Genomic DNA, 15,634 nt, shown 5'->3' on the forward strand with positions numbered 1-15,634 from the left:
AGCTCTCCCCTACACCGTTACGGCCTGAGTATCCGGTGTCCATACACCAGTCTCCGCTGAATGGCTTTTATTCGCTTCAACACTTGTTTCACCACTTGATTCACCACTCGTTTCAAATAATGCTTCAGCGACCAACTCAGCAATATCTTTCACTTCAGGCCTTGGCTCAACCACCCCTTCAAGCATGGCTGTACATTGTTGACAACCGACAGCGACCAGTTCTGCGCCGGTTTCGCGAATGTCATCCATGCGCATGTCTGCAATCCGGCGTTCTCCGGGAATATCGGTAATCGGTGCGCCACCGCCGCCACCGCAACAGCGTGAACGGAAACCGGAACGCACCATCTCACTCACCTCAATGCCCAGCTGAGCCAAAACAGCGCGAGGAGAATCATATTCACCGTTATAACGTCCCAGATAACACGGATCATGGTAAGTGACTTTGCCGCCCTGATAAGGACGTAAGTGAATCAGACCTTTCTCAACCAGTTGATTGATAAACGTGGTGTGATGCCAGACCTGATATTGTGGTGATTGACCTGCCGGATAAAGCTCCGGATACTCGTTTTTCAGGCAGTGGAATGCATGCGGATCGGTCGTGACGATACAGCTGAACTCATATTTTTCCAGCGTTTCAATATTGCGGCGAGCCAGACGCTGGAAGGTGGCATCATCCCCTAAGCGACGGGCCACATCCCCACAGTCCAGCTCTTCGTCACCGAGAATGGCGACGTCGATTTTGGCCGCTTTCAGGATCTGCACGAAAGATTTGAGAATCCGCTGACTGCGCATATCAAACGCACCATCAGAGACCCAGAACAGCACATCCGCTCTTTTGACATCAGACATCAGATTCAATGACTGATCCGCAGCCCAGTGCGAACGACGCTGTGGTGCATAACCGCTTGGGTTGTCGGTATAGATCAGGTTTTCCAGTACCTCGACACCTTTTTCGGGCGTCTGGCCTTTTTCCAGAGTCAGGAAGCGCCGCATGTCCACAATGGCATCGACATGTTCAATCATCATCGGACACTCTTCGACACAGGCCCGGCAAGTCGTACAAGACCACAATGTTTCCGAGTTCAGTACGCCACCGACTATCGGTTGATGCGGGTCACCTTTGGCGTGACCGACTTCTTTGCCCGGATACGGACTGCCGGCATAATGCTGGTCAGTCCCACCGGCCAATCCGACCACCATATCCTGAATCAGTTTTTTCGGGTTTAAGGGCTGACCTGCGGCAAATGCCGGGCACATGGCTTCACACTTACCGCACTGCACACAGGCATCAAATCCCAAGAGCTGATTCCATTTAAAATCGGATGGCTGCTCAACACCGAGTTTGTCGGCTTCAAGATCAACAGGTTTCAGGCCGGTTGACCGTCCGCCACCGAAGCGTTCCGGTCTGCGGTGAAATGCCAAATGTAGTGCGCCGGCAAAGGCGTGCTTCATTGGCCCGCCCCAGCCCATACCGAAAAACATTTCGCCCATTCCCCAGACAATGGCAACCAATAACACCGTGACGATAGCCCAGTGGCTAAATTGTTCTGGCAGTACACCCGAAACCGGGAGCGTCACCAGAAAGAAGCTGACGGAGAACATCAGTAAGCTCTTCGGCAGACGCATCCATGGCCCTTTCGATAATCTCGATGGGGGATTTAAACGACGGCGGAAAACAAACAGCGCGCCGGTAAACATCAACGCCAGAGAAGCCAGTAACAGATAGGAAAGAATTTCTTTGGCAACCCCAAAGACGTGCACAGCAAAGATCAACAATACCGACAGGACAAACCCGCCTGCGGTTGCGACGTGTGTGTGGGACATGACTTTATCGCGGGCGACCACATGGTGCAGATCAACCAGATAACGCCGGGGCATCGCCATTAATCCACCAATAATGGCAACCGGAGATGCCTGTCCCCGCAACCACATGCGGATACGCCGGACCATTCCAAGAACCGCCAGCATACTGGCGGTCACTACTAAAATGGGAAGCAACCATTCAAGGTTCATAGGCACCTCCTTAGAGATCTTTACACAGACGTAATGCGTCGTAGATCGCAGCGTGGGTGTTACGTTGTGACACGCAGTCTCCCAAACGCCACAGAATCATGCCTTGGTCATCAGCAGACAACACGGGCTGAGGGGCTGAAGCAAAGAGCGCTTCATTATCAATCTGACCTTTGTTGATCGAGTCAGCTTTCAGTGCGTAGTACAGCGCTTCATTCGGGCGGACACCATTTTCAACGACGATCTGATCGACAACCCGCTCTTCTTGCTGACCGGTATACTCATTTTCCAGAAGCGCAATCAGGTTATCGCCCTCTCGGTAGACTTTTTCGAGTATCAGATCAGAGGTCATGATGACTTCTCGCTCATACAAACTGCGGTAATACGTCGGGAAGGTGGTGCCCCCGATGCCGACGCCCGGTTTGATATCATCTGTCACCAATTCAACCATCGCGCCTTTCGACGCCAGGTAATCAGCGGCTGACATGCCGGAGAATTCACAAATGGTGTCATAAATCAACACATTCTTACCCGGCTCAACGGTTCCGTTGAGAATATCCCAAGTCGAAACGACCAGACCTTCTGCTGCACCCCATTCAGGGTTTTGCTCGATAAACGGATGTCCGCCTGTCGCCAGAATACAAATATCCGGACTCATTTCCCGAACCATCTCCGCACTGGCATTCGTGTTGAGAATAATTTCAACCTTTAAACGATCCAGCTCCATCGCCAGCCAGCGGGTAATCCCGGCCATTTGATCACGCTGTGGTGCTTTTGCGGCAATGGTAATTTGTCCGCCCAGCGCTTCACCTTTTTCGATCAGCGTCACTTGATGGCCGCGCTCTGCCGCCACCCTTGCGGCTTCAAGCCCGCCGGGACCACCACCGATCACCAAAACTTTACGGACGGGGCCAGTGGTTTTTTCAATAATATGTGGCATCCCCATATATTCACGGGATGTCGCAGCATTTTGGATACAGAGAACGTCTAACCCCATATATTGACGGTCGATACAGTAGTTTGCCCCGACACACTGACGGATCTGATCAGTCTGATCCAGTTTGATTTTGGTAATCAGGTGCGGATCGGCAATATGTGCACGGGTCATCCCGACAAAATCAACATAACCGCCTTCAAGGATACGTTTCGCCTGATTCGGGTCTTTAATGTTCTGTGCGTGAATCACCGGCACAGAAACCACTTCTTTAATCCCGGCTGCCAGATGGAGGAACGGCTCTGGCGGATAACTCATATTCGGAATAACGTTAGCCAGTGTATTGTGCGTATCACAGCCGGAGCCGACGACACCGAAGTAATCCACCATGTTCGTCGCATCATAGTAAGCGGCGATTTTTTTCATCTCTTCGTGATCAAGGCCATCCGGGTGGAATTCATCACCGGTAATTCGCATACCGACCACAAAGTCAGGGCCGACCGCTTCACGGACCGCTTGCAAAACTTCCATCCCGAAGCGCATCCGGTTTTCAAACGTGCCTCCCCATTGGTCAGTCCGTTTGTTGACCCGGGGAGACCAGAATTGATCAATCATATGCTGGTGAACCGCGGAAAGCTCCACACCATCAAGACCGCCTTCTTTGGCCCGTACCGCCGCCTTGGCGAAATCACCAACGATACGCCAGATCTCTTCTTCTTCAATGGTTTTACAGGTTGCGCGGTGAACCGGTTCACGGATCCCCGACGGTGACATGAGACTCGGCCAGTTTTCACCATCCCAGCGCGAACGGCGTCCCATATGAGTAATCTGAATCATGATTTTACCGCCATGTTTATGGACGGCATCGGCAAGATTCTGGAAATGAGGAATGATTCTGTCTGTTGAAAGATTGACCGAACTCCACCAACTTTGTGGGCTATCGATAGAAACCACACTGGAACCGCCACAAATACAAAGACCACAGCCGCCTTTGGCTTTCTCTTCATAATATTTGACATAGCGATCCGTTGTCATACCGCCGTCGGTTGCGTACACCTCGGCGTGAGCGGTACTGACGATGCGGTTGCGAATCGTCAGGTTATTGATTTTTAATGGTTGGAACAGAATATCAAACTGAGACATGCTTCACCTCTATACCAGCCTTATCTCCGACCGGATAAGGCTGTCTTCCTTGACTCATACTGTTTAGTAATCAGTACTTTTGTATTTATATGTGTTATCAAGCCACCGGCGAGACATCGAAGATGCCGTAGTCACACCCATCTTCTGCTGCACTCTGGACCTGTTCTGCCTGAGTTTGTACGGTATACCCCAGACTTTGGGCGATTTGGTCAATCGCACCGGCAAACCAACCCGTAAACATATAATCAACTTTGCGGTTCACTTTGCCGTATTGATAAACAAATGCGGAATTATCCAGACGCACCCGGGCGCTTCCCTCGGCAATATTTAAGTGCTCGATGGTAAAAATGCCCCAGCCGCGTTGCGATAAACGATTCATATAATGTTCGAAGACGGCATCCCCTTCGATACCATGCGCCTGTGCTTCTTTTTCACACCAGTAGTAAGCCGATTTGTAACCCGCTTTGTAGAGGATTTGTGCGTAACGCTCCGCCCCCATTTCTTCCTCAATCGCCATATGGTTGTTGACGAAGAAATGACGAGGGACATAAAGCATCGGCAGTGCGTCAGTTGTCCAGACACCAGTCTCATCATCGACCAGTATTGGCATTTCAGGTGCGTGTACTCCCATTTTAGAATTCTCCTTTTAATTTGATGTTAAACGCCATGGCGGTGGGTTATTCACCCCACACGTCACCTAAAACACGAAGCCAGTTTTCGCCCATGATTTTCCGGACCTGCGTCTCAGTAAAACCATGCCGTAACAGCGCGTCAGTTAAGTTGGGAAACTCACCAAGAGTACGAATACCTTCCGGGTTGATAATCTCGCCAAAGTTAGTCAGGCGACGGGCGTAGCCCTTGTCGTGAGTTAACCATTCAAAAAAGGGCTGGCCATGACCTTGTGTAAAATCGGTCCCGATGCCGATTTGATCCTCGCCAACCAAATTGAATATATAAGCAATTGCTTCCACATAATCTTCAACGGTTGAATGAATGCCGTTTTTCAAAAACGGCGCAAACATCGTGACACCGACAAAACCACCGTGATCAGCGATGAACTTCAATTCCTGATCAGATTTATTCCGTGGATGATCTTTGAGCCCGCTGGGCAGGCAGTGGGAGTAACAAACAGGTTTTTTCGACGCGAGAATCACTTCTTCTGAAGTTTTTGCGCCGACATGAGAAAGGTCACACATCACCCCGACACGATTCATTTCCGCCACGATTTCATGACCGAAACCGGATAACCCGCCATCACGTTCGTAACAACCGGTTCCCACGAGGTTTTGCGTGTTGTAACACATCTGAACCACCCCGACCCCCAAATCTTTAAAGACTTGTACATAGCCAAGCTGATCTTCATAGGCGTTCGCATTCTGGAAACCCATCATCACACCGGTTTTTCCTTCCCGCTTCGCCCGACGAATATCGTGGGTCGAGTGTACTTTGGTCACAATATCGCTGTTTGCTTCAATCAGATTATTCATTTCAACGATGTTGTTGACTGTATTCTGGAAGCCTTCCCAGACTGATACAGTACAATTTGCCGTCGTGATTCCGCCTTTACGCATATCTTCAAATAAATCACGATCCCATTTCGCTATCACGAGTCCGTCGATAACGATCGCATCATCATGCAATTCCCTTGAGTCCATTTTTCACCTGATTCATTTCACTGTGAGCTTGGTATTCAGAATAGGTATTACTGCAATTGAGTAGTGTTCTGAAAACGTCACTCAGAACACCTTTTGCGTAACCTGATACGTCGTTTTCGGCCGTTTTTTGGGCTTCAGTTTCGGGGGTTCATTTCGGGTGATAGTTTCCGGTGATCGTTTTGGGCTATCGTTACCAATACACGTATTCAATTGAGGTGATTCAGGGGGGACTCACAGAAACAAAAGCCGCCGGATATCCCGGCGGCTTGGCAGGAAAACAGAGAAGAATCAGACTAAAACCGAACCATAAGTCGGTTCATACTGTGCTTCGTACAGAGCGCGTGAAGAGCGGAGACTCGGGACTTCAAACACGGAAATATCGGCCTGAACCGGGTTGTCTTCGACCACATCAGGCGTCAGCAGAACATTCTCGAATTCTGTTTCACCGTGACCAAGACGTTCAGCCCGAGGGGAAATGCCGATATGAATGCGATAACACTTACTGAAATGAGGCGATGAGACAAATCCGCAAGCGGTTGCGATGTCAATAATCGACATCGATGTCTGACGTAGCAACTGTCTGGCTCTGAACAGTCTCAACTTCAAATAGTATTTTGACGGCGGACACTGCAGATATTTCTGGAACAGGCGCTCCAACTGTCTGCGCGACAGTCCGACATAAGCCGCCAATTCATCGAGTTCTATCGTTTCCTCAATATTGGCTTCCATCAGCGTAATCGCTTCAACCAGTTTCGGTTGCGCAGTACCCAACACATGCCGCAACGGAATTCGCTGATAATCGGTTTGGCCCCGAATTCTCTCGCAAATAAACATCTCAGAAATACTGGCGGCCAACTGATGGCCGTAATCACGTTTAATCATGTTGATCATCATATCCATGGGTACCGAGCCGCCGGTACTGGTCATGCGATCACGGTCAATCACAAACAAATTATTGGTACATGCAACGCGGGGATACGCTTCCTGCAAGGCAGCAATACATTCCCAATGCGCGCTACATTCATAACCATCCATGACACCGGCATCGGCCAACAAATAAGGGCCGGTACAGACACCACCAAGGTTAACATGCTTACGGGCTAAGGATTGAACCCAGCTCACCTGACGACGCGTATAACTCCGGGTAATATTCACGCCACCGACAACAATCAACGTATCCAGTTTTGGTGCGGCATTGATTGATGTATCCGGAGTCACCTTTATGCCATCACTCGCCGAAACCGACTCCCCGTCTTCTGTGATCGTATACCAATCATAGAGTTCTTTGCCACTGAGCTGATTGGCCATTCTCAATGGCTCAACAGCTGACGCTAAGGCGATCATGGTAAAATTGTTTAACAACAAAAAACCAATACGACTAACTTCCTTTTGCGGATATTCTTTTTTGAGCGAGCTATTTAATAATGCTGACATTGCGCGACTCCATTTTGCTTTGTAATAGTGGAGGACCTTTTAACAATTAGTTAACCGTAGATATCTTACAGAAACAAATTAGCAACATTTATACCTTAAAATAAACACGCCTCCCTCTAAAATTCATCTATTGGCTTGACAAAAATTGATCGAAGTCGCAAACGTAGAAAAGAAGGGCGATGCAGCACATTTTCTGGCAGGCATAGAAGGGAAAATAGGTCACTAAAATATGAAAAATTTTGCAACTAACTTGCATAAAATAAAGGTCCTGCACCAAGATGACGCATCAGATCACCCTAAAATGGCGCACTCAGTCAGCCCGAGACAGTTCTGGCCTGTATTTCTTTAATATACATAGCGTTGAATAACGAAATAAACGAATGTTATGAACGAATATTCCGGTGAATATTTGATGAAGCGACCTTGGTCTGAATGAATATTTATGAATCTGTCCTGAATTGATGAGAATTGAATCGATAAGAGCCGAATAGCGGTGTATTGAATCGATCTATTTTGAACCGATCTGTCTTGAATCAATCTGTCTTGAATCAATCTGTCTTGAACCGATCAGTTTTGAACCGACCAGTTTTGAATGAACCGAGAGGAAGAATGACAACACCAGCGGAATTATATTGAGACAACGATGATATGGCGGTCATCAATCATCCGTGAATCGTCGATTTTGCTGGTGCGATATCAATTGGCTTAACACTCGATCGCATTGACCGCCAATCCGCCACGGGATGTTTCTTTATATTTATCCTGCATATCCCGTCCTGTATCTCTCATCGTGCGGATCACTTTATCGAGCGAAATAAAATGCTCCCCATTACCACGTAACGCCATATTCGCGGCATTAATCGATTTCACCGCGGCAATCGCATTGCGTTCAATACAAGGGACCTGGACTAACCCACCGACGGGATCACAAGTCAGCCCCAGATTGTGTTCCAGAGCAATTTCAGCCGCATTTTCGACTTGCTCAGGAGTACCGCCAAGCACTTCTGTCAATCCTGCCGCAGCCATCGCGCTGGCAGAACCGACTTCTCCCTGACATCCGACTTCAGCACCGGAAATTGAAGCGTTCATTTTACACAAAGCCCCTATCGCACTGGCGGCCAGAAAATACTGATTGACGTCTTCGGCTTTGGCCTTCGGATGAAAACGCATGTGATACATCAATACCGCAGGCATAATCCCCGCAGCACCATTGGTTGGCGCCGTCACCATGCGCCCACCGGCAGCATTTTCCTCATTGACCGCCAATGCATACAGATTGACCCAGTCCATGCCACTCAGTGACGTGTATATCACGTTGTCGTCGTTGGATTGAATTAAAGAGCGATACAGAGAAGCCGCTCGCCGCTTCACCTGCAATCCTCCGGGCAGAATCCCCTCTTGCTCAATGCCGTTGGCAATACATTCCTGCATCACTTGCCACAATTGTTCAATCCCGGCATGAATTTCCGGTATCGTCCGCCAAGTTTGCTCATTTTTCATCACCAACTCGCTGATGCGCAGTTTGTGTTGCTGGCAAATCTCAAGTAACGCTTGAGCGGTGGTAAACTCGTAAGGGAGTTGAATCTGTGGGGTGACATATTCCGTTTTCTGAATCGATGCTTCATCCAGCACAAACCCGCCACCGATCGAATAATAAGTATTGTCGATCACCACCGTATTATCCGCGCCGTAAGCAGCCAGATACATCGCGTTGGGGTGATACGGTAAGGCTTCATCAATGAACTGTAAATCGGTATGCCAGTCGAAAGAAATCGTCTTCTGTTTTGCCAGCCGCAGCGTGCCTGTTTCTATTGTCGCTTTGATTGCCGGCTCAATCGCTGCGGGATCAATGGTATCCGGTTGATATCCCATCAGTCCCATCACAGCAGCCTTATCGGTGCCGTGCCCGACCCCTGTCGCACTGAGCGAGCCGTATAAGTTTATTTCAACCCGCTCAATACGGGTCAACAATTGCTGACTGACCAGCGCTTCAGCAAAAAGACTGGCTGCCCGCATAGGGCCAACGGTATGGGAACTGGATGGTCCGATGCCGACTTTAAACAGATCAAATACGCTGATACTCATGACTCGCTCCTACAAAAATCCGTTTCTTGTTTTATGCTGAATTATTGGTGATTCAGACCATGAAGACATGCTCTAAAACGACATCCTGACCACTGATGTCGACGAGAAAATGATAAAGGGAACCGATAATAGGTTCCCTTTATCATTATTTTATAGCAGAGCGTTGCGTATCTTTCTGCTTCAGATGTTAATTACTGAAAACAACGGTTCGGTTACCACTGAGAAAAACCCGCCGTTCGACATGATAACGGACTGCATTAAACAACGTAATCCGCTCAACATCCTGCCCTTTCGAGATCAAATCCTCTGGGTAATGGGCATGGTCAACCGGCTGAATCCCCTGCGTGATAATCGGCCCTTCATCCAGATCGTTATTCACATAGTGAGCGGTTGCCCCGACCATTTTCACGCCTTTTTCCCAAGCCTGATGATAAGGGCGAGCCCCTTTAAATCCGGGAAGTAATGAGTGATGGATATTGATCGCCCGACCATTCAGAGCCGCACACATTTCAGGTGACAGTACCTGCATATAGCGGGCTAATACCACTAAATCGACCTGATATTGTTCAATCAGTTGTAAAATATGCTCTTCCTGCTCGCGTTTGGTTTCCGGTGTGATCGGCAGATGGTAATACGGAATGTTATGCCACTTCGCCAGCGACTCTAAATCCGGGTGGTTGGAAATAATCACCGGGACTTCAATATTGAGCTGACCGGTCCGGTAGCGAAACAGTAAATCATTCAGGCAATGGTCAAATTTCGATACCAGTATTGCCACCCGATCTTTTTTCGTCACCGGATAGAGTTGCCAAGTCATTTCAAATGGCTTGGCTCTTCGTGCAAAATGTTGATTAAACTGTTCAGGAGAAAAGTTCTCATCTTCCGGCGTAAATTCGATCCGCAAAAAGAACTGATCAAGCACCCGATCATCAAATGAATGGATTTCATTGATATAATTAGCCGATTCCGCCATAAAACGGGTGACGACATCGACCGTACCTAAACGGCTGGGACAGCTTGCTGTCACAATCCAAGTGTCAGAAGAAGGCTTCATTCGTTACTCCAGTCAAAACTGCCGGGTCAGAGCCCGGCAGCATTGTTACTTCTTATTTTTCAATGGCTAAGCCATATTCTTTGCCGGCATCCGAGAGCCATCGCCAGATGTAGTCCGCAAAACTACGACGGACAATAATTTGCCAGCGTTGCTCATCAGCCCGGCGGAACACCGCCGAGCTTTTCGCCAGAACAGAACCGGCAGTCTTGCCAACCGGAAACGCTTTCGGATGTACATCAAGTACGGTGCTTTTCTTCAGAATATTGACAGCCTGAGGACCACTCAGCTCAATCACCGTCTGTCCGCTACTCTGATTGATAATTGAAAAATGACCGACAAGATTGTCACGCAGCGCAACTTCCACCGCGTAAGCCTGCTCTCCCGGAACCAGAATCAACCATTCATCAGGACTCAGCCAGCACATCGCTTTATCATCTTTCTCTGATGACGTCAGCGGCAGTGTTGGTAACGACAGTCCCAGAACTTTTTCCACGGCGTCAACCAGTCCTTGATCGTCACTGTCACCTCTGAGTATGAGGTGACCCAGTAGCGCGACCTCTTTCATTGTGACACCGGCAGTCGCAGAATGCGCTGCAACAGATGCCTTTTTACTCATATGCAGTGGCGTTTGGGTGGGCACCGACGCATATTGATCCATGACCGCCACAAGGTCAGCTTCAGACACTTGTTGTTTTTCAGGGCTTAATACATCAGACATTCTGGCGTTCTCCTTTTGGATCAAAAAATACAGCACTACAAATTTCTGCTTCAACCACCCGTCCGTCAACCAATGGGTAATAGACCTTTTCTCCCATCCGTTGCAGGCCGTTTTTCACAAATCCCATCGCAATACTGCGATCCAAATTTGCACTCCAGTAACTTGAACTCACATGACCGATCATTTCCATCGGCACCGGCTGATTGGGATGATTCACCGCCTGTGCGCCTTCAGGGAGCACAATTTTCGGATCCACGGTTTTCAGGCCAACCAGTTGTTTACGGCCTTCACGGGCATTACTTTCCAGTGCCATCCCGCGTTTGCCGATAAAGCTGAACGGTTTCTTGTTACCGACACACCAGCCCATATTCAAGTCGTATGGTGTCACGGAGCCATCCGTATCCTGCCCGGCGATAATGAAGCCTTTTTCAGCACGCAAAATATGCATGGTCTCAGTCCCGTATGGCGTCAGATTGTATTTTTCGCCATGCTCAAACAGTTTGTCCCAGACATATTGGGCATAGTTTGCCTGTACGTTAATCTCAAACGACAGTTCCCCGGTAAACGAAATCCGGAAGATACGGGCAGGAACCCCCGCAACATGGGCTTGTTTCCAGTCCATGAACTTGAAGCTATCGTTGCTGAGATCGAGATCAGTCAGCTCAGACAACAACTTCCGACTATTTGGTCCGCCGATAGTCATCGTCGCCCAGTGATCCGTGACACTGGTGAAGTAAACTTCAAGCTCCGGCCATTCGGTCTGATGATAGAATTCTAACCACTCAAGCACATGTGCAGCCCCACCGGTAGTGGTCGTCATCAGGAAGTGATTCTCGCCGAGACAAGATGTAACCCCATCGTCAAACACCATGCCGTCTTCACCACACATCAGGCCGTAGCGACACTTACCGACACCCAGTTTCGCCCATGCGTTGGTATAAACCCGGCCGATAAATTCCCGGGCATCTTTGCCTTGGATATCGATTTTACCCAGTGTGGATGCATCGAGCACACCAACGCTTTCACGGACCGCTTTACATTCGCGGTTCAATGCTTCCTGCATCGTTTCGTTGCCGCGCGGGTAATACCACGGGCGCATCCACTGACCGACATCTTCAAATTTTGCACCGTGGGCAACATGCCATTCATGCATTGCTGTATAACGCATCGGGTCAAACAGCTCATTGCAGTGGCGGCCGGAAATAGCGCCGAAGGTGATCGGTGTATAGTTTGGTCTGAAGATGGTCGTTCCGGTATCTGGAATGGTCTGCCCCAGTTTTTTGGCGGCAATCGCCATACCGTTGATATTGCCCAATTTGCCCTGATCAGTCCCAAAGCCCATTGCGGTATAACGTTTGACGTGTTCGATTGACTCAAAACCTTCCAGCGTTGCCAGTTCAATCCCGGCAGCGGTGACATCATTTTGATAATCAACAAACTGTTTCGGCGCTCGCGAGGTCGGTTTGGTATGAGGCGCATGGAAGAATGCCATCGCCGGACCTTCGGTGATTGTGGCAGTTTGTGGCACCGCAATTTTTTCGACTGGAAGACCAAGCAACTCAGTCGCTTTCTGGCCGATAGCAACCCCTTGTTTCAGCACTTCGTCCAGACTGAACAGGCCATTAATCGCACCTGCCGTCAACTGACGTTGTACCGTTCTGCCGGGAATAAAACCAATCACATTGTCATCCCAAATCGGGCGACTGCCGGTATGGCAAGACAAATGAACAACCGGACTCCAGCCACCTGAGCTGGCAATCGTGTCACAGGCCAGCGTGCGAACATTGCCGGTGACCTTGTCCCCTTCACTATCGATACTTGCCACGACCGCACCGGAGACGCGTTTCTTCCCTTCAACATCAATCACAGCACTCCCGGTCACGACCGAAATACCAAGCGCTTTCGCCTGATCGATCAGATCCCCTTTGGGGGTCGCCCGCGTATCAACAATTGCAACCACTTCACGCCCTGCATTCAACCAATCGATCGCGGTTTGATAAGCACCATCATTGGTGGTCATCAAGACCAGCTTCTCGCCCGGAACAACACAGTACCGATTGATGTAGGTTGATACCGCAGATGCCAGCATACAGCCGGGAACATCGTTATTACCGTAAACTAACGGACGCTCATGTGCTCCCGTCGCCAGAACCACCCAACGGGCACGAACCCGGTGCAGACGCTGACGGACTTGATCCGGTCCGGCACGATCAGCTAAGTGATCGGTTTTCCGTTCGTGAATCGTCAGGAAGTTGTGATCGTGGTAACCATTCACGGTCGAACGCTTGAGCAGCGTAACATCCGGATAAGTTTCCAGTTCAGCAACGACCTGCTGCACCCATTCCAGTGCCGGCTGACCATCGATCACATCCGGTGTGCTTAACAGGCTGCCACCGAATTCATTCTGTTCATCAGCGATGATCACTCTTGCACCGGCGCGCGCGGCACCCAAAGCGGCAGTCAGACCGGCTGGCCCGGCACCAACCACCATCAGATCACAATGCTGATTGAGGTGATCGTAAATGTCCGGATCATTCTCCACCGGAGAACGCCCAAGGCCGGCCGCTTTACGAATATATTTTTCGTAAGTCGGCCACATAGACGCCGGAGACATGAATGTTTTGTAATAAAATCCCGGTGGCATCATCTTCCCGCTGAATTGACCGAAAACGCCCATCAAATCTTTTTCAACGTTCGGCCAGCCATTGGTTGACGCACAGACCAGACCATCGAATAGTTCTTGTTGTGTCGCCCGGACATTCGGCACCTGCGTGGCTTCACTGGCACCTAACTGTAAAATTGCATTCGGCTCTTCTGCACCGGCCGCGACAATCCCGCGCGGGCGGCTGTATTTAAAACTACGACCAACGATGTCAATCCCATTAGCCAGTAATGCCGAGGCAACCGTGTCCCCTTTGAAACCCTGATAACGACGACCGTTATAAGTAAAATTCAGCGGTTTTGAATGGTGAATACGTCCACCTGACGACAAGCGATTTTTCTGCTTCATTGTTCCGCTCCTTAGCCCTGTTTCACCATGCTTTCAGGTTGTTCACCAATTTTGTAAACCTGTTTGATTTCGTAAGTCACTGTATCGCGGGACACATTGAAAAACTTTTTGCATCCCAGTGCGTGATACCAAATCTCATGATGTAACCCGCGGGGGTTTTCCCGAAAATGGAGGAATTCCCCCCATGCTTTGTCTGTGCATTGTTCGGGGTCAAGCGGGCGAGAAATATGTGCCTGACCTTTCACATGAAATTCTTCTTCTTCCCGCACTTCATGACAGTGCGGGCAATAGATGTGAAACATAGAATGCTCTCCTTCGCTTATCTTTGCTTAGTGTGCTACGCCCGCTGCGCCATGCTCATCCACCAATGAACCATCATGGAAACGGAACATTGAGAATGGTTTTGCCAACGCATTTGCTTCACCTTTTGCCAGTGTTTCAGCAAAAACATGTCCGGATCCGGGAGTCGCCTTAAAGCCCCCTGTCCCCCAACCACAGTTGAAGAACAGATTCTCGACCGGCGTATCCGAGATAATCGGACAGGCATCATGTGTGGTATCCACGATCCCGCCCCACTGACGGTTCATGCGGACACGACTAAAGATTGGGAAGAGCTCAACAATCGCCTGAAGCGTATGTTCAATCGTATGATATGAGCCACGCTGTCCGTAACCGTTATAACCATCGATACCCGCACCGATGACTAAGTCACCTTTATCAGACTGACTGACATACCCATGCACGTGGTTAGACATCACCACAGTGTCGATGATCGGTTTAATCGGCTCAGAGACCAACGCTTGCAACGGGTGAGACTCAAGCGGCATGTCAAAGCCAGCCATTTTTGCCATCACGCCCGAGTTGCCGGCCGTGACACAACCCACTCGGTTCGCTTTGATGATGCCGTGACGGTTGGTTTTCACCCCGACAATGGCACCATCTTCAATCACCATATCGGTGACTTCACACTGTTGGAGCAAGTCCACACCGTAACTGTCCGCACCACGGGCATAACCCCATGCGACGGCATCGTGACGGGCGACCCCGCCTCGGGGTTGCCACGAGGCCCCCATCACGGGGTAACGACGATTCTGTGAACAATCCATGTGCGGTACAATTTCTTTGACCTGTTTGGCATCCAACACTTCACCGTCGATGCCGTTGAGACGGTTCGCATTGACCCGTCGTTCAATATCACGCATATCTTGCAGGGTATGACCGAGATTCAGCACGCCACGCTGAGAGAACATCACGTTATAATTCAAATCCTGAGACAATCCTTCCCAGAGTTTCATGGCATGTTCATAAAGATGAGCGGCTTCATCCCATAGATAGTTCGAACGAACAATGGTGGTGTTACGAGCGGTATTGCCACCGCCCAGATAACCTTTTTCAATCACGGCAACATTGGTAATGCCGTGCACTTTCGCCAGATAATAAGCTGTCGCCAAACCGTGACCGCCGCCGCCGATGATAATGACATCATATTTCTTCTTCGGTTTGGGATTACGCCAAACACGTTGCCAGTTTTCGTGATAGGCCAGACTGTGCTTCAACAGTCCAAATCCAGAATAACGCTCCATAAATACTA

Annotated in this window: 11 protein-coding genes; all 11 read right to left on the reverse strand. The window is 49.5% G+C overall.

Annotated features, from left to right (window positions below; genetic code table 11):
- Positions 1 to 9: 9 nt before the first annotated feature.
- Positions 10 to 2,013, reverse strand: coding sequence for a (Fe-S)-binding protein (locus tag OCU60_RS09470; RefSeq protein ID WP_083602620.1), 2,004 nt, complete (start codon positions 2,011 to 2,013; stop codon positions 10 to 12).
- A 10-nt stretch (positions 2,014 to 2,023) separates the two neighbouring features.
- Positions 2,024 to 4,087, reverse strand: a complete 2,064-nt coding sequence (locus OCU60_RS09475) for an NADH:flavin oxidoreductase (RefSeq protein ID WP_074372638.1) — start codon at positions 4,085 to 4,087, stop codon at positions 2,024 to 2,026.
- 97 nt (positions 4,088 to 4,184) lie between these two features.
- Positions 4,185 to 4,718 (reverse strand): DUF5943 domain-containing protein, encoded by a 534-nt coding sequence (locus OCU60_RS09480; protein ID WP_074372639.1) that lies wholly within the window; start codon positions 4,716 to 4,718, stop codon positions 4,185 to 4,187.
- A 46-nt stretch (positions 4,719 to 4,764) separates the two neighbouring features.
- Positions 4,765 to 5,742, reverse strand: a complete 978-nt coding sequence (locus OCU60_RS09485) for a dipeptidase (protein WP_074372640.1) — start codon at positions 5,740 to 5,742, stop codon at positions 4,765 to 4,767.
- 288 nt (positions 5,743 to 6,030) lie between these two features.
- Positions 6,031 to 7,176 (reverse strand): choline metabolism transcriptional regulator GbdR, encoded by a 1,146-nt coding sequence (gene gbdR, locus OCU60_RS09490; RefSeq protein ID WP_074372641.1) that lies wholly within the window; start codon positions 7,174 to 7,176, stop codon positions 6,031 to 6,033.
- 705 nt (positions 7,177 to 7,881) lie between these two features.
- Positions 7,882 to 9,261: an L-serine ammonia-lyase gene (locus OCU60_RS09495; RefSeq protein WP_074372642.1), complete on the reverse strand. Its 1,380-nt coding sequence runs from the start codon at positions 9,259 to 9,261 to the stop codon at positions 7,882 to 7,884.
- A 187-nt stretch (positions 9,262 to 9,448) separates the two neighbouring features.
- A complete protein-coding gene (purU, locus tag OCU60_RS09500; protein ID WP_074372643.1) occupies positions 9,449 to 10,315 on the reverse strand; it encodes a formyltetrahydrofolate deformylase in 867 nt (288 codons plus the stop codon).
- A gap of 52 nt (positions 10,316 to 10,367) precedes the next feature.
- Positions 10,368 to 11,033, reverse strand: a complete 666-nt coding sequence (locus OCU60_RS09505) for a sarcosine oxidase subunit gamma (RefSeq protein ID WP_083602621.1) — start codon at positions 11,031 to 11,033, stop codon at positions 10,368 to 10,370.
- Positions 11,026 to 14,043 carry a sarcosine oxidase subunit alpha gene (locus OCU60_RS09510; protein WP_074372644.1) on the reverse strand — a complete coding sequence of 1,006 codons (3,018 nt, stop codon included), beginning with the start codon at positions 14,041 to 14,043 and terminating at the stop codon, positions 11,026 to 11,028. Before OCU60_RS09510 ends, OCU60_RS09505 begins: the two co-directional genes overlap by 8 nt.
- A gap of 11 nt (positions 14,044 to 14,054) precedes the next feature.
- Positions 14,055 to 14,345, reverse strand: coding sequence for a sarcosine oxidase subunit delta (locus tag OCU60_RS09515; protein ID WP_074372645.1), 291 nt, complete (start codon positions 14,343 to 14,345; stop codon positions 14,055 to 14,057).
- Between the two features lie 27 nt (positions 14,346 to 14,372).
- Positions 14,373 to 15,626 carry a sarcosine oxidase subunit beta family protein gene (locus tag OCU60_RS09520; RefSeq protein ID WP_074372646.1) on the reverse strand — a complete coding sequence of 418 codons (1,254 nt, stop codon included), beginning with the start codon at positions 15,624 to 15,626 and terminating at the stop codon, positions 14,373 to 14,375.
- Positions 15,627 to 15,634 lie beyond the last annotated feature (8 nt).

Source organism: Vibrio spartinae (assembly GCF_024347135.1).
In the GTDB taxonomy this organism is placed as follows: domain Bacteria; phylum Pseudomonadota; class Gammaproteobacteria; order Enterobacterales; family Vibrionaceae; genus Vibrio; species Vibrio spartinae.